This window comes from Candidatus Formimonas warabiya, assembly GCF_002777255.1.
In the GTDB taxonomy this organism is placed as follows: Bacteria; Bacillota; Dehalobacteriia; order Dehalobacteriales; family Dehalobacteriaceae; genus Formimonas; species Formimonas warabiya.
Window position 1 is genome coordinate 2,852,054 of the sequence record NZ_CP017634.1, and the last position, 20,521, is coordinate 2,872,574.

At 52.1% G+C, this 20,521-nt stretch carries 10 protein-coding genes; all 10 read right to left on the reverse strand.

Going from position 1 to position 20,521, the window contains the following annotated elements; all coding sequences use genetic code 11:
• Positions 1–31: 31 nt before the first annotated feature.
• The 10 genes from DCMF_RS13215 to DCMF_RS13260 all read right to left on the reverse strand — a co-directional run bounded on the left by DCMF_RS13215 (position 32) and on the right by DCMF_RS13260 (position 20,259).
• A complete protein-coding gene (locus DCMF_RS13215) occupies positions 32–1,366 on the reverse strand; it encodes an Ig-like domain-containing protein (RefSeq protein ID WP_148134844.1) in 1,335 nt (444 codons plus the stop codon).
• Entirely contained in the window at positions 1,363–3,387 is a 2,025-nt protein-coding gene (locus DCMF_RS13220) for an S-layer homology domain-containing protein (protein WP_148134845.1), read from the reverse strand. The genes DCMF_RS13215 and DCMF_RS13220 overlap by 4 nt, the downstream gene beginning before the upstream one ends.
• A 96-nt stretch (positions 3,388–3,483) precedes the next feature.
• Complete coding sequence (locus tag DCMF_RS13225) at positions 3,484–6,813, reverse strand: S-layer homology domain-containing protein (RefSeq protein WP_148134846.1); 3,330 nt, start codon at positions 6,811–6,813, stop codon at positions 3,484–3,486.
• Positions 6,814–7,126: 313 nt separating this feature from the next.
• A complete protein-coding gene (locus DCMF_RS13230) occupies positions 7,127–7,918 on the reverse strand; it encodes an ABC transporter ATP-binding protein (RefSeq protein ID WP_335582412.1) in 792 nt (263 codons plus the stop codon).
• Between the two features lie 17 nt (positions 7,919–7,935).
• Entirely contained in the window at positions 7,936–9,003 is a 1,068-nt protein-coding gene (locus tag DCMF_RS13235; protein WP_214659323.1) for an ABC transporter substrate-binding protein, read from the reverse strand.
• 17 nt (positions 9,004–9,020) lie between these two features.
• Entirely contained in the window at positions 9,021–9,446 is a 426-nt protein-coding gene (locus tag DCMF_RS13240; RefSeq protein WP_148134848.1) for a hypothetical protein, read from the reverse strand.
• Positions 9,447–9,542: 96 nt separating this feature from the next.
• The gene (locus tag DCMF_RS13245) at positions 9,543–10,427 is read right to left on the reverse strand and encodes a sulfite exporter TauE/SafE family protein (RefSeq protein ID WP_148134849.1); all 885 of its coding nucleotides are present in this window, start codon (positions 10,425–10,427) and stop codon (positions 9,543–9,545) included.
• A gap of 52 nt (positions 10,428–10,479) precedes the next feature.
• A complete protein-coding gene (locus DCMF_RS13250; protein WP_148134850.1) occupies positions 10,480–12,753 on the reverse strand; it encodes a heavy metal translocating P-type ATPase in 2,274 nt (757 codons plus the stop codon).
• Between the two features lie 12 nt (positions 12,754–12,765).
• Positions 12,766–13,089, reverse strand: coding sequence for a hypothetical protein (locus DCMF_RS13255; protein ID WP_148134851.1), 324 nt, complete (start codon positions 13,087–13,089; stop codon positions 12,766–12,768).
• Between the two features lie 531 nt (positions 13,090–13,620).
• Entirely contained in the window at positions 13,621–20,259 is a 6,639-nt protein-coding gene (locus DCMF_RS13260) for a fibronectin type III domain-containing protein (protein WP_214659324.1), read from the reverse strand.
• Between the last annotated feature and the right edge of the window lie 262 nt (positions 20,260–20,521).

Below are 20,521 nucleotides of genomic sequence, written 5' to 3' on the forward strand. Positions count from 1 at the left end.
TTTTGACCCGATTACGAAAAGAAGATCCCCGTTATGCAGCCTTATGTCTGCCTTTTGTTTTGATCACCAGCAGGACAATGACCAACAAAATCACCACTACAGCGATGATTCCCCAGATCCATGCCGTGCTGCCGGCAGCGGCCAAACTGCCCTCCGTCAGGATATACTGAGAACAATGCTCTAAGGGGATGCCAACACAGCCGTTTTCCACCAAGAGATTTTCCGCTTGCAACCGGGCCGCACCGCTTTGGGAGTCATAATAATAGAAGCTAAGCCGAGTACCGTTGGCAAAAACATCCTGGACGCGAAGGTAAACGGTAGCCGTGCCGGGCAGAGGCCCCTCATGGGAAAAGGCAAGATACAACGCCTTTTCGCCCTTGGTCGCTTTTTGCAATTCCGCTGTACCCTGTGAAGACGTACGGATAGTCAGATCGATATCCGCCGGGGCCGTCACATGCTGCCCGTCAAAGGACCAGGAATACAGCACATTGTCCGCCTCGTCCTTCTTTTCGAAGGTAACGCTGGACTGCCGGCCCATGACTTGTTCCAGCTCAGCCTTGCCCATCAGGGTATCTTCCCGGATTGGTACAAACAAAATGGGCCCATGGTCGCTCATCACGGTGCGGGTGTCCTCGTCTTCACTTTGCGGGGCCGAATCGGTGGACGGGTGCGTATCCTCAGACCCGGTACCGGCCAGCTGCCCATCAAGAGATGGTTCCTCTGCAGCCGGCACATCCTCCGCCGGTTTTTGCCCCTCGCCGGACGCCGGCTTTACAGGTTTTACCACCGGCTTGCTGTCCGGCTCCTTTTTCCCACCAGAGGATTGCTGCTCTGTCACCGGTTTGGAATCCTCTACAGGCTTTGGCTCTACTACAGGTGCAGTCACCTCTGCTTTTGCCACCACCGTGACCTGAATCGTTTTCGCATCCTCCCGGTATTGCCGCAGCATACCGGTGACAGTAATCGTGGCCTCACCGGGCGCAACGCCTTTGATGCTGACGACACCGCCATTATGGCTTACGGTGGCGACCCCGGCGTCACTGGTGGCCGTTTTCACATCGGCATAATAAGTCTGGTACTCCAAACCGTTGCACATGCACTCACCGTCGTCATTGAGACAGTTTTTCTCACCGCAGGTCTGGGGGCATTCCGCCATGCCGCAGCCGGGCAACTGGCTGTCGGAATCCGGCGTCACCTTGACAGTCACCGTGACGCTCTCCCCCTCTTTCAGCGTTACCGCCGACTGGCCCACCTCCACGTTGATGGGCCCCCGGTCGAAATAAGCCAAAGCAACCGGGGAGAGCATGCCCAACAGCAGCACCGCCGTGGGTAACACTAGAGCTTTTCGCCAAGTTCTTGGTTTCATTGATCTCTCCCTCCTGCCTTTTCTAATGAGACCAGACGCATCAAAACGGCAGCGACCTCCGCCCGGCTGGCATTGTGCAAGGGGCAGAAACGGTTTTCCCCATCGCCGCCCATAATGCCGCAGGCATTGATGGATTGTACGCTGCTTTTCGCCCAGGAAGCGATGGCCTGTTCATCGGCAAAGGCGGTTCCGCCAGCTGCAGTACAGGAAATACCCCGCCCCCGGACAAAATTGGTCAGGATCACGGCCAGTTCTTGCCGGGTGACAGGCTGATCGGGAGCAAAGCGCCCTTCGCTTACCCCATTGACCAGGCCCAGATCCGCTGCCCAGGCCACATAAGGCGCATAATAGGCAGTTGCAGGCACATCGGCAAAATCCGTCCTGGCGGCAGCATCCGCGCCTGCCAGGCGGCCCAGCACCGTTACCAGCATGCCCCGGGTCATGGGACTGTCGGCGTCAAAGGTATGGTCCGACGCCCCTTGAAAAAGGTCCTGAGACAACACAAAGGAAATAGCATCCTGGGCCCAGTGTCCCTGCACATCGGCAAATTTCTGGGGCAGGTCCAGGTAAAGGTCTATACGAACGCAATCCCCGGCAGTTTCCACCTGGTAACCGCCGTAAAAATTATCAACATTGCCCAGGCAAGCGGCAAAGGGGCCTTTAGAATTCTTAACTGCGCCTACCTCAGATGGAACCCCTGCCGCCATCAGTGCCTGATTCAACTGGTTGTAATCATAATAGCCGGGACCTTCGTGAACATGTTCCGGCAACAGGGGAAAACCGTTTTTAGAAAAAGCGATCATCGGCACGGCATTGGGAATATCCACCGTTTCTTGGGTGGTGATGGTATACTTGCTGTAACTACCGCTGCGGTTATTCAGATAACGGAGATCGTCGACGGTGGTATATGCTAAACCTTCCCGGTCGTAAAAGACCGCCCGGCCCTGCACCGAGGGCAATCCCACCTGGTCTTCCAACAGCCACCACAGGTCAATCCCTTCGTAATAATCCAGCCAGGCTCCCAGCCCCATGCTGTTCATGCTGTGCCGGTCACCGATCAAGCCGTAGTAATTACCTACAGCATGCTCGGGATGATCCAAGGTCAGCTGCTCCAGCTGAGCGGTGGTGAAACTTTGGGTTTTCAACGGCCCAGTGTTTTCCCCCGCCCCACTGTCATAGATATTTACGGTAAAGGTTTTATCCAGGCTGTCGCTGAAAGGAGCCCGGTTATGCAGATCGTAGCGGGGATCGGCAGCACCCGCCGTCTTGCCGACCAAAATCTTTCCTACATCGTCAATACAAAGAGTTCCTTCGCCCAGCCGGGGAATAACCACGCGTAAGGGACCGCCCGTATTGCCGCAGCAGTCGGAATAGCCAGGGGAAGCAGCATCTTTCACCAAAGGTTTGTTATTATACAGACCAAAAGCCAGCAACGCAGGGGTACCCGCCTCAGCCTTGCTGTATGCCTGCAATTCCCGCCAGGTCAAAGTTGCGTCAGGCCGTGAGACGTCAGCCCCACCGTAGAATTGCACATAAATCTCATCCTGGGTGTCCAGAGGCACCCCGCACAAGGAGAGGAATTTCACCAGATCTAATCCGGCAAAATTGCGCTCCACCGTGTTTTCGCTCTTTCCCTCCGCTACGGTATAGATGCCGGAAGCAGGCAGCATCAAAGCGTGCATGGCCTGGTTCTTCATGGAAAGGGAGGCCAGTTCCTCGATCTCCCGCACGGCGTAGACCTGCCGCTCACCGATGGCTTCCCCCGTTACCGTAAGAGTATGGTACAGATCGGCCCCGCTGCCATAAGTGCTGGCGGCATCGCCCATATAAGTCATATGCATGGCCTTGCGGAATTGGGCATCAGCTTCCGTTTCCCCCCGGTCCACCGGGGCAATTTTCGTTTTCACCGCCGCTTCATGTTCACTTTCCGCTAAGACAACAGCGGGAAGCAGCAGCATTAATGAAAAACAAAGGAGCACTATCCCCAAGGATTTTTTCAGGTTGATAAGGTTAATCTCCATTTTTTCCTCCTTATCCGTTACAAGGCAAAATAGTGGCCGGATAAAATGATGTCCAGCCACTATTTTCCCGCTTATAAAAGGCTAATGAAACTCCTCTTACTTCTCCAAAATCTTCATCAAAGATGCCAGCATCTTCGCTGCTTCCGCCCGGGTGGCGTTATCGAGAGGAGCAAATTGGTTGCTGCCCTTGCCGTTGATGATGCCTGCTTTTTGCATCATGGCTACGGCATCCGCAGCATACCCGGCAATCCGGCCGTTGTCCGCAAAGGTGACAGCTTCATTGACTGAGGGCAGAGTGGCCCCTGCCACATCTTCGACGAAGCGGGCAATCATCGCCGCCATTTCCTGACGGGTGATGGGTGCATTGGGATTGAACTTGCCGTCGGCGCCCTGAGACACGCCTGCCTCACCCGCCCAGGCCACATAAGAAGCGAACCAGGCATTCGCCGCCACGTCGCCGAAAGAGGAGGTGCTATATTTGGTCGTATCAATGCCCGCGATACCTGCGAGAATTTTTACGAATTCAGCCCTGGTAATATTATCGTCGGGGGCAAAAGTAGTTGCCGTTTTGCCATTGATAATCCCTTTTTCCACCAGGTAATCGATGGATTCCGCCGCCCAGTGACCGGCAGGCACATCCGTGAAATGACTGTTGCCGGCAGGCTGATCAGGTTCGGGTTCGAGTCCGGGCTCCGCTTCCGTCCATTTGGCATAGAGGGTGAAGGAGCCGGTCACCGCATCACTGAAATCATACGCTTTGGTGCAGGCTTTATCGGTATACCAGCCGTCAAAGCTGTAGTTCGCCCGGGTAGGTTTGGTGGGCCGGGAAACGGTATCATCTTTTTCCACCCTTTGGCTGGAAACGCTGCTGCCGCCCTGGGAATCAAAGCTTACGGTATAATACTGGGTGGAACTGGAACCGCCTCCGGAGCTGCCGCCGGTCCGCCGCAGGGAGTCAATGGTCGTCTGCAGCGCTTCTCTTTCCCCGTCGATCTCCGATTGCAGGTAATAGATGCTGCCGGCCATGGATCTGGCGATATAAAGTTCATTCTGTAAGGCATGATAAGTTGCTGTTGTATATCTGGAACCATTGATGGCGGATGCCTGGGCGATCAGAGCATCCAACGCAGTCTTGTCGGCCTGGGTATCCCGGTCCTGGGGATAAGCATATATCCGTAAATCCAGCACGTCTCCTTCGCCAACAGTCTTTTCGGTAATGGTTACCGTATCTCCGTCATATGTGATGGGATAATCCGCATCCTCAGGATGCTCATCATAATTAGGATTAAACGCACTATTAAACCATCCGGGCATCATTTCAGCGAAGGTTGCTGCATTTAAGGTCAGATACGCATGGTAATGGGTTGTCAGATTTGCTCCGAAGGAATTCACTGTTCCCACCGGCACGCCATTTTTCAGGAACAGCATGTGCACCATGCCCCGGGTTGAAGAAGCCGGCGCGATTATCTTTTTGGTTACCGCTGCAGGCGTACTGCCTTCGCCCACGGTCTGAGAAAGGGTCTGTAATTGTAGGCCGTTGGGAACATAAAGTGCAATATTGCTCCAGGCGACGGGTGTTGTTCCGTCCCCTCCAGTAATCTGCGTAATCTCGTCATCAGGCTGCACCGTTAGATACCCGGCATAGGGTGCAAAACCGAAATGGAGAGTAAATTCCAGGGACTTTCCGTCCCCTCCGGCCACCAGCGTTGCATATACAGGAAAATCCCCACCGTTGGTATAGGTAGGTGTTGAGGTAATATCGATGCTGCCGTTAAGCTTGATGGAAAGCTCGTCTATGGCTGCGGCGGCATCTTCTATCTGGACGGCCTCATTAAAGGAGACGGTAAGCTTGATGATCTGATCGTCCGTGCCGTTAATCGCAGTGCCGCTATGGTCGGTTGCTGCCGTATAGCTGATTACCTTCACCGGCACGGTGAACGATATTTCATTGTCTTGATAACCATCTGCCGTGATTTTTACGGTGTAATTGCCTGCTGGAGCTACGCCGTCTTCGATGACCAGGTTGCCCACATTCAGATCGTATTGCGCATCGTCAAGTTCCTCTCCGTTTACAAAAACGCCGGTGACCTTATCCGTATAGGAGGGATTAGCTTTTAAAGTACGATCATAATCCATAGCGTCCTTGTAAGTGATCTTGACACCGTTTCCGCCGGTGGCCACCGTCAGGGCGGGCGGAACCTTGCCTGCCGGCGCGTCGCCTTTGATGATATCAATTCCGAAGATATTATAGGTGATCATAAACCGGGTCGTTTCCGGGGAGACCTGCACGTTGCCGTTAGCGTCGGAGGCCAGCTGCTGGCCAAAGCAAAGACGGTAGCGGTCGTTCTGGTTCATACCCATATCGGCCAACTTTTCCAGAGAACCGGCGAAATGGGGAAACTGTTCGCTGCCGGCCATGGCACGGTCCAAAACCCGCTGGCTAAATTGGAGGGCCAGCATGGGCTCCACTTTGACTGCGCCCTCGCGGGTAAGAGGACGGGGTAAAAGTGTGGGCCAAGTATAAGACTTGCCGTAATTCGCATCATTCTCATCCTCAACCGCTCCATACAAATCTGCATACGCGGCGAACATGCCGGGGAAATAATAACGGTCCGCGAACACGGTTTCATAGGTGGGGCTTGACATGCCAAACCAGGCATTTTGAGTCAGCGCCGTTAAATCGCCCAGCGCCAGGTCAAAAGAGGATTTTTGCTCTGATTTGTTATCCTTGTCCCTTAAATAGTCGGTGACGCGCAATTTCATCGTGTCGCCGCTGTCGAAGGCGTAATTCTCACCTTCAAAGGCCTTATTCAGCAAATCGCGGAGGTAAACGCCCCTGGCCTTGCTGGCGCCCATGCCCGCCATGCCGCAATACAGGGTGAAGGACTGCTGGTGCTGGGGCAAGGCCTGTAAATCCGCCAGGGTCAGCACCTTTTGATAAGCAACCGTCCCGTCATCCGCATCATCTTGACTATCAAATACCCGCACGATCAAATTCTGGGCCGCTCTGGAAACGACCCTCAGATTGACTTCGAGATCTTCGTAGCCCGTTGCCTTGATTTTCGCCTGATAATCATGATACGCACCATTTGTCAGCTCTTCCTGGAATAACCGGTAAGAGATGGTCAGGGTCAGCTTGTTTTCGGAGAGAGACCATTCGCCGGGTGATTCCAGAAGCTCATAGTCGCCGTCATCCTGGACATCTTTCAGGTATACCGCCGTGATCACGCTGGTATAAGCGGTACCGGAGAAAGTAACCGTGCCGTCACCCTCACTAGGGATGTCCAGCGCGGTATATGCCGGAGGCGCCAAAAGTTCCTCCTCATCCGCCAACGCCTGCTGGGTAAAGCATACCGCTAAAAAACAACACGCCAGCAGCATCATGAAAAACATGAGCCTACAGTTTCTTTTCAATACATTTGTCATCCGATTTCCTCCTCCCCCAATTTAAACCTAAAACCTATTATTATATCTATGACATTCGTTATGCCGTAAATAGAATAACGATGTCTTATTTCAAATTATAGATAGGGACCCATGTTATGTCAACACAGAAAGGATACGGAAAGAAGCAAAACAGCATGATAAAACAGTATATAATCGATCGAAATAAAACATAACCATACATTCCATGACAATAAATTTTTATTCCGTAAAAGAGCCCTGCGTAAAAAATTTCTTAACAGAGCTTTATTCATCACTAATTAAGCAATATGAGATGATAGGGTTACGGATCTTATTACAAATAAGGGATCACGGATTTCACCGGCGTACCGGCGGGACTCTCCGTGGTGACGAGGGAGACGTGGATACCGTAGATCTCCTCCAGCAATTGCCGGGTAACGATCTCCTCCACACCACCGAAGACGAAATCCTGCCGCCCCTTGATCACCGCCACAGAGGAAGCACATAGAAATGCCTGATTGGGATAATGGGTGGTCAAAATCACGCCTATGCCCGATTGGGCCAGTTGGTGGATCTGGCGCAGCACACGGATCTGGTTGCCGAAATCCAGGTTGGAGGTGGGCTCGTCCATGATCAAAAGATCCGCTTGCTGGGCCAAAGCCCGGGCGATCAGGGCCAATTGCCGTTCCCCGCCGCTGATCTCGGTATAAATATCCTCCGCCAGATGGACAATGCCCAGGAGTTCCAGGGCATCCCTGCCGATTTGGTAATCCTTTTCCCCCGGATTGGCAAACAAGGACAAATGAGATGCCCGCCCCATCACCACAATCTGCAGCACGGTAAAGGGAAAAGGTGGAATATGGGATTGGGGCACATAGCCGATCTTGCGGGCTACCTCCTGCTTGGAAAGGCGGCCCATATCCTGGCCGTCCAACAAAATGCTGCCTCCCAGCAGAGGAATGGCCCCCAGAATGGATTTGAACAGGGTGGTCTTGCCGATGCCGTTGGCACCCAGGATGCACAGCACCTCGCCCCGCCGCACCTGAAAAGAAATATCCTGCAAAACCACCTTATCCGGTTGTCCCGGCATGTGATAGCCGCAAAGGGCATGGTCTACGGTAAGCACTCAGCCGCCTCCTTGATTTAGGGATCCTGCCGGTTCAGAATGCGTTCTGCTTCCTCATCCGTCAGGTCGTAATGATAAAAATCCCGGTAAAACTCCTGCACCTCCTGAGCCATATTCAAGGAAGCAAATTCTTGGGGATAAAGGATTTTGGCCATATACAGGAGCAGGAGAATTTTTTGCAGGCCCATATCCCAGTAAAAAACACCGCTGGGAGACAGGTAAACCTGCCGGTTGGCTACGGCGTGGATCGCCTGGTAGCGCTTGGTCTGGTAGGTGGCCTTCAGCACCTGTTCTACGGTATTCCTGTCATTCATGCCCCCATGGTCTACGAAAATATAGTCGGGATTCCAGGCAGCCAGCTGTTCGAAATTGATCTGGGTCCGGTTGCCTGCCGCCAACCCGCCGCTCACGGCAATGCCCCCGGCATCCTCGATCAATTCACAGATGTCGGAGTACTTGCCATAGGTAGTCAGCAGATCCACTCCCGCATAATAGACCCGGGGCCGTTCCTCCCGGGGAATGGCATCAGTGACCGCCTTGACCATGGCCCGCTTTTTATCGAAATAATCGGCATAACGTTGGGCCGCATGCACCGCATCGCCCCCCAAAGCCTGAGCATAAACCATCAACTGGGCCTTCACATCATCTAGACTCTGGGAGGTAAGGCCGGGTACTGCAGCCACTTTAGCTGTTTCCAGCTGGCGCAGCTCGTTGGGACGGGCAAAGGTAAATACCAGGTCCGGCTGATACTGGAGCAAAGACTCGGTACTCACAGAAGAATGGACATTTACCAGATAGGGCAGTTTGCCGATGCGTTTAAATATTTTTTTGGCCCAAGGAAAATTCTCAAATTGCACGTCGGCACAGACCACCACCCGGTCCTCCGCCCCCAGTACCACCATGGCTTCATAGGCAGGACCATAGACAGCCGCTATCCGCCGGGGGTCGACAGGAACCTGAATCTCCCTGCCGTCGATCTGGGTAATGGTATGGCTTTTGATGGTTGGGCCGGTGCCGCAGCCTGCTCCTAACAAGGCCAAACACAGGCAAAACAGCAAGATAAGCTTCTTTCTCCTCTTTTTCATTCTCATCTATCTCCTGATCAATGGGCAGCGGTGAATGTGCCCCGGATGGTCAAACCAGGGGGCGCCTCCGGCGGAGCCGGTTCTTTGGCCGTGCCGATGTTTTTCTCTTCCAATAATAATGTGGTGCCCTTGAGCGATTTCACAACCCAGATATCGTCGGCCCGTTTAACGGCCTCCGCCAACGCCCCGGCCACCTCTTCCGCCCCAGCCCCCGCATAGACGCTGACAGGCTGATCGGGACAATCGCCGCAGGGATTGGACTGGGCATCCCGGTAAACATTCATCTCCAGACCCAGATAATCGATGACGCCGGCCTGCACCGTGCCGGACAAATCCAATTGATAAGTGGCTTTCTCTGTTGGCTGCCCCTGACAGGCGACCAGCAAAAAGCAACTCCCCAGCAATAACAGTCCATATAAAAAGGAAATCATTTTTTTTCGCACACAGAAAACTCCTCCGTCCCGAAACAATCACAGCTCATTACTCATTCCTAGATGATACGTGCATTTTAAGGCTTTTCAACTTCCTAGATACCCATGCTATTGATTTGCACCCTGCATGCCATTTGCTGATGAATGGTCCATCTCCCCGGGCATAGAGGAGGATGAGGGCATGCTCATTCCCGGGCTGAGAGGATTAGGGATGCCGTTCATGGCCAGTCCTTTCCCCACCATGGAAACGCCCAGGACAATAATGACTAGGGCGCTGCACTGTAGCACGGCCTTGGCAAACCTTTTGGTCATAAAAGAACCGAAACAGCCCAGAATCAGCAGGCAAGGGACCGTGCCGAGAGAAAATACCAGCATGGATAGGGCTCCCCAGAGTACGCTCCCTGTGGTCAAAGCATACATTTCCGCCATCTGAAGAGGTCCGCAGGGCATTATCCCCATCAACAGGCCCAGAATAAAAGGACCTGTATCCCCCCGGCGGATTTTTTTCACGACCCCCTTGGGCGCGCCAAATTGCAGCCGGCGCAAAAACGGGAAAACGCCTAAAATATTCAGCGCCATCAGGATCATAAAAACTCCTCCGGCAATGGGGATGAGCCCCTTAACAAATCCCGAGAGGCTTAACACATGCCCGATACCGCCCACAATTCCTCCTATTGCAGTATAGGAAATGATTCTGCCCAGATTATAGAGAAGAGGCGGCCATACAATTTCCCTCCGGCTCTTTTTCTCTCCATTTTCCTCCTTTTTTACAGACATGGTCAGAACAAGTCCTCCGCACATACCTACACAGTGCAAAGAAGTAATAAGTCCGAAGATAAAAACAAGTCCCAAACCGGCCCCACCGGATAAAGCGGGAAGGTTGTTCTTGAATCCTGTAGTTTGCTTCAACAAGTAAGCGATACCTAAGGCGACAGCTACAATCATGACGATTTCAAATACCTGGTGCAGCCCTTTTTCTGTAAAAACTTTCATGTTTCTTCCTCCTTTTCAAGAATCAGAATTTTTTCGCTGCCTTGCTCTTCTCTCAGGCAGCCTTCAAAACCCGGAATTTTTCCCGGCCGCTTTTCTTCAAGCTTAGCGAGTTGAACAGCACCGAGACGGAACTGAGGGCCATAGAAAGGGCGCCGACTTCAGGCCCCAGGTGTCCGGTGACGGCAAAGGCCATAGCCGTTGTATTGTAAATGAGTGCCCAGAACAGATTCTGCACAATTTTCCTCATGGTCATGTGGGCTAAATGGAATGCACCCGGCAATTCAGACAAATCATTGGACAAGAGCACCACACCGCCCGCTTCAATCGCTACGTCGGTGCCGCTTCCCATAGCAATCCCCACATCCGCCGCGGCCAGAGCCGGGGCGTCATTAATCCCGTCGCCCACCATGGCTACTTTCAGTCCTTGCTCCTGCAGTTTTCGGATTTCATCCGCCTTCTGTTCCGGCAGAACCTGGGCCAAAATGCTGGTAATACCTATTTGAGCGGCCACAGCCCGGGCCACGTTTTCACTGTCCCCTGTGATCAGATACACCGCAATCTCCATTCTGCCAAATTTTTCAATGGTGGCTCTTGCTTCCGGCCGCAGTTTGTCCATAAATCCAAATAGCGCCACCGCTTCGCCTTCCACCGCCATCACCACCGCTGTCTTACCCTGACTTTCCATCTCTTTCAGGATATTTTGCCCATTGGCCGTTTCCATGCCCTGATCTTTCAGGCAAGCCCCATTGCCGATCAGGATGCGCCGGCCCTCCACTATGGCCCGGATCCCCATACCGGGCAGGGCTTCAAAGCTTTCCACCTCCAGGCCATTTTGCCCGAACTCCTTTTCGACCTTCTCCCAAAGGGCCTTTCCCAAGGGATGTTCGGACTGCCCTTCGGCTGCTCCCGCCATGAGAAGCAATTCTTTTTCCGTAAAAGACATCCTGTTATTAAGCAATACAACATCGGTAAGCACCGGTTTTCCCTCTGTCAAAGTGCCCGTCTTGTCAAAAACAACTGCGTTTACTTTATTCAGGGTCTCCAAGGCTTCCCCATTTTTAAACAGGATGCCGCGCCGGGCGCCCAGGCCGATGCCGACAACAATGGCGGTAGGTGTCGCCAGTCCCAGGGCACAGGGGCAGGCCGCAACCAAAACGGAAATGGCATAAAGCATAGATGCTTCCAGCATCCGGCCATGAAAAATAATCAGAAACCAAACGAGAAAAGTGCCCACCGCCACCGTCAGCACCAGGGGGATAAAATACCCCGCCGCCTTGTCTGCCATACGCTGGATAGGGGATTTGCTGTTTTGGGCATTCTCTACATATTTTAGAATTCCGGCATAAGCGGTTTGATCGCCGACCTTTTCCGCCCGGAACCTGAAGCTGCCGCTTTTGTTCAAGGAAGCGGCAAAAACCCCGGAACCCGCCGCCTTTTCCACAGGGATGCTTTCCCCCGTCAACATCGATTCATCCACGGTGGAAAATCCTTCCGTAACAACACCGTCCGCAGGGAGTTTTTCGCCCGGATACACAAGGACAATATCGCCTTCCCGGACCTGATCGATGAGAATGTATTGTTCCGCTCCCTCTCTGAAAACCCTGGCCGTCTTGGGTTTAAAATCCATCAGCCTGCGGATGGATTCCGACATGCGGCCTTTGGCCACCGCTTCCAAAAGCTTTCCCAGCAGGACAAAGGTAATAATGGTGCATGAAGCGTCCAAATAGATATCTTTCGTGCAGGAGGCATAGTCCAGATAATAACGGGCCACGATATAGACACTGTAAAAATAGGCGGCACTGGAACCTAAGGCTACTAAAACATCCATGGTCGGCCGGCGCGCCCGCAGAGAATAAAAGGCGCTGCGGTAAAACCCCGCCCCAATCAGAAATTGCACCGGGGTGGCAAAGGCAAACTGAATTTTCCAGTCATGCAGATAATACATAAAATAATTGAAAGCACCCGGGTTGGCCGCGGGATTCAACACCTGGTCACAAATATCCAGGGCGCAGGATACCATACACATCAGGGTGGGCAGAGTGAGGATCGCGGAGACAAGGAATAATGCGGTCCTTTTTTTAATTTCTTTATTTTCCGCATACTCATCCTGGTCGTTTTCCCCAATGGTAAACCCCAGCTGTTTAATGGTTTTTTCTATTTCCTCCGGTTTTAGCAGTTCATCGTCATATTCGACCGACGCTTTTTCCGTAGCGTAACCGACATTGACGCTTTCCACCCCCGTAAGCTGCTCCAGGGAAGCCTCTATCGAAGCTGAGCACAGCGCACAGGTCATGCCATTTATTTTGTAATTGACAGATTGTTTCAAGTTCAGCTCTCCCTAGCACTTCTTTTTCCCTTTCCCGGCCGTTTTGCCGGCAGGAGGATGGGATTTGCCACGCATCCGGCGGGTAATAAGGGATGCTCCTATTCCTGTAATCACCAAAATCACAGCGATCACCAAAATCCAGATCCCTGTTCCCGTTGATGTGGAACAGGCGGCTTCCGTAACACAGCCGCATACGCAGCTGTTGCTGCTGGCGGCATAATCATCACAGCAGGCGTCTTCCGAACCGGTTGATTCCGCCGCCTGAACGATAGCCAAATTATGATGTGCCGATACGTTTAAGTCTTCCGTAGAAAAAAGAATCGTATTTGCTCCCAATTTTTCTCCTCCATTTAATATTGCAGTAAGAGCAGGGGAAACACCCCCTGCGGTTTCCCCTGCCCTTCACCGGGCCAATCAACTTTTCTTTAATAACACGTTTTTACACACCGCTTTTATTTTCAAAAGCCCCATCCATACCTGCTTAAATCTTTACAAATTCAGTTCAAGTAAGGGGATCGTTGCCGCCTTGCCGTTGGCAATCCTTTTCCGCAAGTTCTGATACCATACTTATTCGTTATGTTCAAATCAGAATAGCGATTTCTTATCTCAAATTATAGATTCAGAACCATGTTGTGTCAATGCTGGAAAGGACACAAAAAAGAGCAAAACATCATAGTAAAAACATCACAAATCCAATTAAAAATGACGTAACAGTACATTTCATAAGAAATAATTTTTTTATTTCACTAAAAATAAAGCTCTATCAAGCAATTCCTTGACAGAGCTTTATGAAATGGTCCCTTCCGAAAGTGGTATTAAACCGCCCGGGCAGCCCAGCGGTATAGGCCTGCGCAGTTCAGAACCTTCTTACTTCTCCATGATCTGCATTAAAGTCGCCAGCATCTTTGCTGCCTCCGCCCGGGTCGCCTTGTCCTGAGGAGCAAATTGGTTGTTGGCCTTTCCGTTGATGATCCCTGCTTTTTGCATCATGGCTACGGCATCAGCCGCATAATCAGCAATCCGGCCGTTGTCCGCAAAGACAACGGATTCATTGACTGCGGGCAGAGTAGCACCTTTGACATCCTTTACGAAGCGGGCGATCATGGCCGCCATTTCCTGACGGTTGATAGGGGCGTTGGGATTAAATTTACCGTCTGTTCCCTGGGACACACCTGCCTCACCCGCCCAGGCCACATAAGGCGCGAACCAGGCATTGGCCGCCACGTCACTGAAGAATGTGGTGCCATATTCTGTCGGATCAACGCCTGCTATACCCGCTAAAATCTTCACGAATTCAGCCCGTGTGATGGGATCGTTGGGGGCAAAGGCGGTTGCCGTCTTGCCGTTGATGATCCCTTTTGCCACCAGGTAATTAATGGAACCCGCCGCCCAGTGTCCTGCAGGTACATCCTTAAACCCTGCCCCAGGCTCTTCCACAGACTCTTTGTATCCGATGGCGTACCGGGACAGGTGATTGGTGGTGAAGACCACTGCTTTTGCCCCGGCATCGTAATAGGCGCCGCTCATTTCCTGTATCTGGCCGCTGGTGTCGATATAGTATACGACGATCTGTTCTGCATTTTCTCCCGCCCCCAAGGTATAGGGTATGGTAATCTGCACTTTGCCCTGGCCCAGATCGGTGACGGCTTTGCCCCCGGCAGTGATATCAATGTCAAAGACAGGGCGGTTGCCAATTTTCTCCTGCACCTCGGCAGAAAGAGTCTCGTTATCGACTTTGTTAACGGAAACAGTCAAGTCTTTGTCCACACCAATCGCCTTTACGGCATTGGCATCTAAAACCAGGTCCACATCACCGCTGACTTTTACTGAAGAAGCTGTTTTTAGGGAAGCCGCACTTATGGTGGCGCTGCCATTTTGATCGGAGGAAACTGTTACGCTACTTTTGGCGGGGGTACTGGAGCCGCCGCCGCCACCTGAGCTGTGGGAAGCCGCCTTCGGTGTGGCGCCGGCCTCATTTGATTTTTCACTTTCGCCGGCCGTGTTTACGGCCGTGACCGCAAAGTAGTAGGTGGTCCCGTTAGTCAGATTTGTTGCCGTATAGCTTGTACCGGTTATCCCGGTGCCCAGCGGCGTGGTATCATACTCTCCTGCACTGGTTCCCTTATACACGTTGTAACTGGCCGCTCCTTCTGCTGCGCTCCAGGACAGGGTAGCTTGCCCGTCTCCCGCTGTCGCACTTAAGCTCGCCGGCGCCGCCGGTGCGGAGCTGCTCTCTTGCAGGGAGTCAAGGGCTGTCTGTAAAGCATCCGTTTCTCCGTCGATCTCCGATTGCAGGTAGTAGATGCTGTTGGCCATGGATCCGGCGATGCAGAGTTCGTTTTGCAAAGCCTGATAGGTTTCCGCCGTGTATCCGGTCCCGTCGATGGAAGACGCTTCGTCGATCAAAGCATTTAACAGGCTCTTGTCCGTCCGGGTGTCCCGGTCCTGGGGATAAGCGTAAATCCGTAAATCCAGCACATCCCCTTCTCCAACATTTTTTTCGCTAATGGTTACCGTGTCTCCGTTATAGGTGATGGGATAATCCGCATCCTCAGAATTAGGATTAAAAGCCGTATTAAACCAGCCCGGAATCATTCTGGCGAAGCCTGCCGCATCTAAGGTCAGATATGAATGGTAGTGGGTCGTCAGGTTTGCTCCGTAATCATCCAGTTCCCCTACCGGCACCCCGTTTTTCAGGAACAGCATGTGGATCATGGCCCGCGTCGTCGATGCCGGCGCAATTACCTTTTTGGTCACTGCGGCCGGAGTGTTGGTTGCCGAATTGCCTGCGCTTTGCGCTACGGTCTGCAGCTTCACACCGTTAGGAACGTAAAGGGCGATATTGCTCCACGCAACGGGCGTTGTTCCGTCTGCGCCGGTGATCTGGGTGATGGTATTTTGGGGTTTGACCGTCAAATACCCGGCGTAGGGCGCGAAGCCGACGTGAAGGGTAAATTGCAGCGATTTGCCCTCCCCTCCCAGGGCCAACTGAGCATATACGGGATAACTTGTTTCGCTGTTACCGTTGGAGTAGGTCGGTGTGGCAGTGATCTCAATAGGGGTATTACCCGGAAGGTCATTGAGCTTGATGCTTAATTCGTTCAGGGCCCCTTGGGCATCTTTAATGGTGATTTCTTTATCAAAATTTACAGTAAGGTTGATCCACTGGTCGTCCGTGCCATTTTTTATGGGCACAGTGTCACTGTTGGTATGGTTGGTGGATACCGTATAGCCGGTCATGCGGGCAATTTCTTCTTCGTTCTGCTTCTGGCAGGTAGCGCTGGCTTCCTCTGATTTTTCACTCGCCCCCATGCTGTTCACGGCTGTCACCGCAAAGTAGTAGGTTTGACCGTTGTCCAGGCCGGTGGCCGTATATCTTGTACCGCTTATCTCTTCAGCCAGCGGCGTGCTATCGTATGCCCCGGAAACAGTCCCCATATATACGCTGTAGCTTACGGATCCTTCTGACGGGTTCCAGGTCAGGTCGACTTGCCTGTCTCCCCCAATTGCACTCAGATTGGTCGGCACCGCGGGTACTGCGACCGCTGCCTCAGGTGTCCCGCTGGCTTCCTCTGATTTTTCACTTTCTCCCGCTGTGTTCACAGCTGTCACCGCAAAGTAATAGGTAGTTCCGTTGGTTAAATCCGTCGCCGTATAGCTTGTATCGCTTATCTCTTTAGCCAGCGGCGCGCTATCGTATTCCTCTGAAGCGGTTCCCATATATACATTGTAGCTGTCGGCCCCGTCTACCTCACTCCAGGTCAAGGTGACTTGCCCTTCTTCCGCTTTCGCACTTAAGCTCGCCGGCGCCTCCGGTTCTGTCACCGTTATGTTCGGTGTCGCGCTGATCGTGGCCGCTTCACTCTCTCCGGCCGTGTTCACCGCCGTTACCTCAAAGTCATACTCCTGACCGTTGCCCAGGCCGGTGACCGTATAGCTGGTTCCGGTTATGCCCGTTTGGGACTCATGAACATTCATATCGTTATTGGCCCAAGAAACGGTATAGCTGGCCGCTCCTGCTACTGCGTCCCAGGTCAGCGTAACCTGACCGTTGCCCGGTTCCGCTCTCAGGTCTGCCGGGGCCGCAAGTACGGTTACTCTCGGCTGAACCTCTACTTCATTGCTATATTCGCTCGTCCCAGCCGAATTCTTGGCGAATACTGAAATATAATAGGTGTTTCCGTTAGTAAGACCTGTATACGTATATGTAACTTTTCCTGTAGCCGTATCGGTATACTCACTGGCCGATATTTCCTTCAATCCTTCGTTCATAGAAATATCCCACCAATAGATACTGTAGCTTATCGCTCCTGCCACCGCATCCCAGGTCAGCGTAACCTGCTGGTCTCCTTCAACCGCCGTCAGGTTCGCCGGTTTGGCCGGTACGGTTACTCTCGGCTGAACTTCTACCTCATTGCTATATTCGCTTGTCCCAGCCGAATTCTTGGCGAATACTGAAATATAATAGGTGTTTCCGTTAGTAAGACCTGTATACGTATATGTAACTTTTCCTGTAGCCGTATCGGTATACTCACTGGCCAATATTTCCTTCAATCCTTCGTTCATGGAAATATCCCACCAATAGATACTGTAGCTTGTCGCTCCTGCCACCGCATCCCAGGTCAGCGTAACCTGCTGGTCTCCTTCAACCGCCGTCAGGTTCGCCGGTTTGGCCGGTACGGTTATTGCACCTACCGGTGTTGCACTTGCCGTTATCGGCTCGCTTTCCACCCCGTCGTTTACTGCTTTGACCATAAAGGAATATGCTGTTCCATTAGTCAGGTTTGTGACGGTATAAGTGGTATCTGTTACCCCTGGTGCTATTGGCGCGTAATCACTTTCCGTGGAAGCTTTGCTATAGACATTGTAGCTTGCCGCTCCTGCTTTCTCACCCCAGTTCAGGGTGACCTGGCCATCTCCAGCTGTGGCTGTCAGCTGCCATGGGGCCGAGTCCAGAGCGTATTTCATCACGGTCATTTTCCCCGAATTTCCGCCGTCGCTATAGGAAATATAGATGCCGTCGTCATTGACAACCATTCGTGTGTAGCCAGCCGTGCCAGCAGAAAAGGTGGCGTCTCCCACGGTCTCCCAGCCTGTTCCGTTAAACTTCATTACCCGTGCTTCCCGGTTGCATTGATCATCACAGAATGCAATATAAGGCGTACCGTCATACAGATAAAGCGAGGCGCTGGACATTTCTCCAATAGAAAAGCCGGGAGTACCCACGATTCCCCAACCGGAAGGATTTGTTTCTGATACCCCGGTGTATTGCATGACGGTTGCCTGCGAGGATTTTGCCGTATTATTGGCGGTATTCAAATCAAAATAGCCTTTACCGTCGGAAAATGCTATATACGGTGTCCCATTGCCGTCTATGGCAAGAGAAGGACTATCCACTCCTGCCGGTGAGAAACCGGCGCTGCCCACCGTTTCCCAATCCGTGCCGTTGTATTTTCTGACCGTCGCTTTATTGCTTACACTGCCGTCCTGATACGCTACATAAGGTGTATTGTTATAGAATTTTAAAGAAATTTGGCTTCCCGAGCCTGCTGAAACAGGAACACCGCTGAGTATTCCCCAAAGCCCGTTTTCCCCGTTCAGCTTGTATACTTCCACTTTCCCGCCGTTGTTTCCATTCCGGCAGGCCACATAGGGAATACCTCCGGACACATAAAGGTCCGGATAAGTAATGTTGTTTTCGACAATTACGCCGTTGCCGACCAGTTCCCAGCCAGTAGGGTTCGCCTCGCTGGTTCCGGTGTATCTAAACGCTTTCAGTTTTTGTTTGCCAGCATCATTATCATAATAGATGTAGGCCACATAAGGTATTGCCTGATCCACGAATAACGATACAGCGCTGCCGCCACTTTCAGAAAACTCCGGGGTACCTACAGGTTCCCAACCTGAAGGATTCATTTCACTTACCCCGCTATATTTCATAACCGTCACTTTCCGGCTGGAATTGCTAATGTAAGCAACATAAGGCGTGCCGTTATCCATATAAAACGAAGGCTGATTTAGCGCTTTATCCATAGAAAATCCGGGGCTGCCCAGGGTTGCCCAGCCGGTGGCGTCATAACAGACCGCCGATACTGCTGTGGACATTCTGCTCTCCAGGCCTGTGAAAGGATCAACCGCCGTAACCTGGAAATAATAAGTGCCGGGAGTTAACCTGGAGGTCGTATAGTATGAATATCCTGTAGGCGTCTCAGTTAGTTTTGAATAAGTTGAACCTGTTCCCATATACACGTTGTAGTTAGGATAGAGACCTCCTGACGAATCGAACCACCAGTTCAGATAAATACGACTTCCCATGGACACCGCGACAATCCTTGCCGGAGGGTCGGGAGGCGCATTTTCCGGCGTGGCGCTGACCTCGTTGGAATAGTTTGTGCTGTCACCGGACTCGTTGGTGGATTTAACCACAAAATAGTAGGTGGTCCCGGTAGTCAGTCCCGTAACTTCATAGGTGGTTTTGGTTATCCCGGCTGCAACCGGGGTTGAATCATACGTACCCGCGACTGTGCCCTTATAGATCTTGTAGCTTGTCGTGTCGTCGGATGCGGTCCAGCTCAGTTTAACCGAATTGGCTTCCACAGTGGTACTTAAATTTTGCGGCGCCAAAGGAAGGTGCACTGCAGGTGTCCCACTCGCTTCAACCGACTTGGCGCTTTCCCCCCTGGCGTTCACGGCCGTGACCGCAAAATAATAGGTGGTCCCGTTGGTCAGGCCTTCCGCTTTATAAGAATTAGTTACCACTCCTGTTTTTATCCGGGTATACTCAGCATCCGTCTCGGACCTCAGATAAATGTTGTAGCTTGTGGCCCGCTCCGCTCCCCCCCAGGTCAGAATAACATTGGTATCACCCCGGGCCGTGCTCAGGCCGGCAGGCACATCCGGCAGTGCGGCATCAGCTGCCACCGTGGTTATCGTTAATGTTTTAACCTGGGTATAACGGTATTTATAATAAGACTGATCTTCACCCTTTGTGCCAGCATGAGACGGATGATACAACACCCCCTGTATGCCGATGGTGGTCGTCCCCTGCGTTAGGCCGGTAATCTCCAGTTTTCCTCCGTCAATTTCAGTGGAAACTACCCCGTCCACATAGCTGTCCGGCCGCACCACCTGCACAGTCGGAGTTAAGACATGCCCAGTTGTTCCGCTGCATACGCAATACCCGAATTCGCTCGGGCAGGCCGAATAGCAGCCACCACCATTATCAAATCCTCCCAGGCAGCCAACGCAGCACATCCCCACGTCAACCTGGGCCGGGTTTACCCCCACATCCAGGTTGATCGTTCCGCCAATCGGGACCTGCAGGATTTGTGCGTTGTCCTCGATTGTCACCGCCAGCATATCCTCTGGAACATAAACGCCGTTGCCGGTATCGACTACTTTCTCCGGATCAAAATAGTCCCATTCAATCCCCAAAGCCGGTGACACGATGGAAAACACCATCAGCAGGACACAAAAAAGCGCCAGTTCCCATCTCCATCTTTTCAACCCAATCATTCCCTTCATATCATAAATTCAAAAGAAGCAAGATGCAGCATACAACCACAGCATAAAATCTACTACAGAACCTAATCGTTATGCTAAAAACAAGATAACGATTCTTATCTCAAATTATAGATACAGAACCATGTTGTGTCAACACAGGAAATAAAACGAAAGGAATCAAAACTGTATATAAAAACATCATCTTTACAAATAAAAGATAACGTAAATGTATATTTTGTGACAATATATTTTTAACGTGTCTTCT

Coding starts and splice junctions, on each gene's coding strand:
- DCMF_RS13215 (WP_148134844.1), bottom strand. CDS start 1,366: ATGAAACCAAGAACTTGGCGAAAAGCTCTAGTGTTACCCACGGCGGTG.
- DCMF_RS13235 (WP_214659323.1), bottom strand. CDS start 9,003: ATGAAAAAGAGGAGAAAGAAGCTTATCTTGCTGTTTTGCCTGTGTTTG.
- DCMF_RS13225 (WP_148134846.1), bottom strand. CDS start 6,813: ATGACAAATGTATTGAAAAGAAACTGTAGGCTCATGTTTTTCATGATG.
- DCMF_RS13245 (WP_148134849.1), bottom strand. CDS start 10,427: ATGAAAGTTTTTACAGAAAAAGGGCTGCACCAGGTATTTGAAATCGTC.
- DCMF_RS13220 (WP_148134845.1), bottom strand. CDS start 3,387: ATGGAGATTAACCTTATCAACCTGAAAAAATCCTTGGGGATAGTGCTC.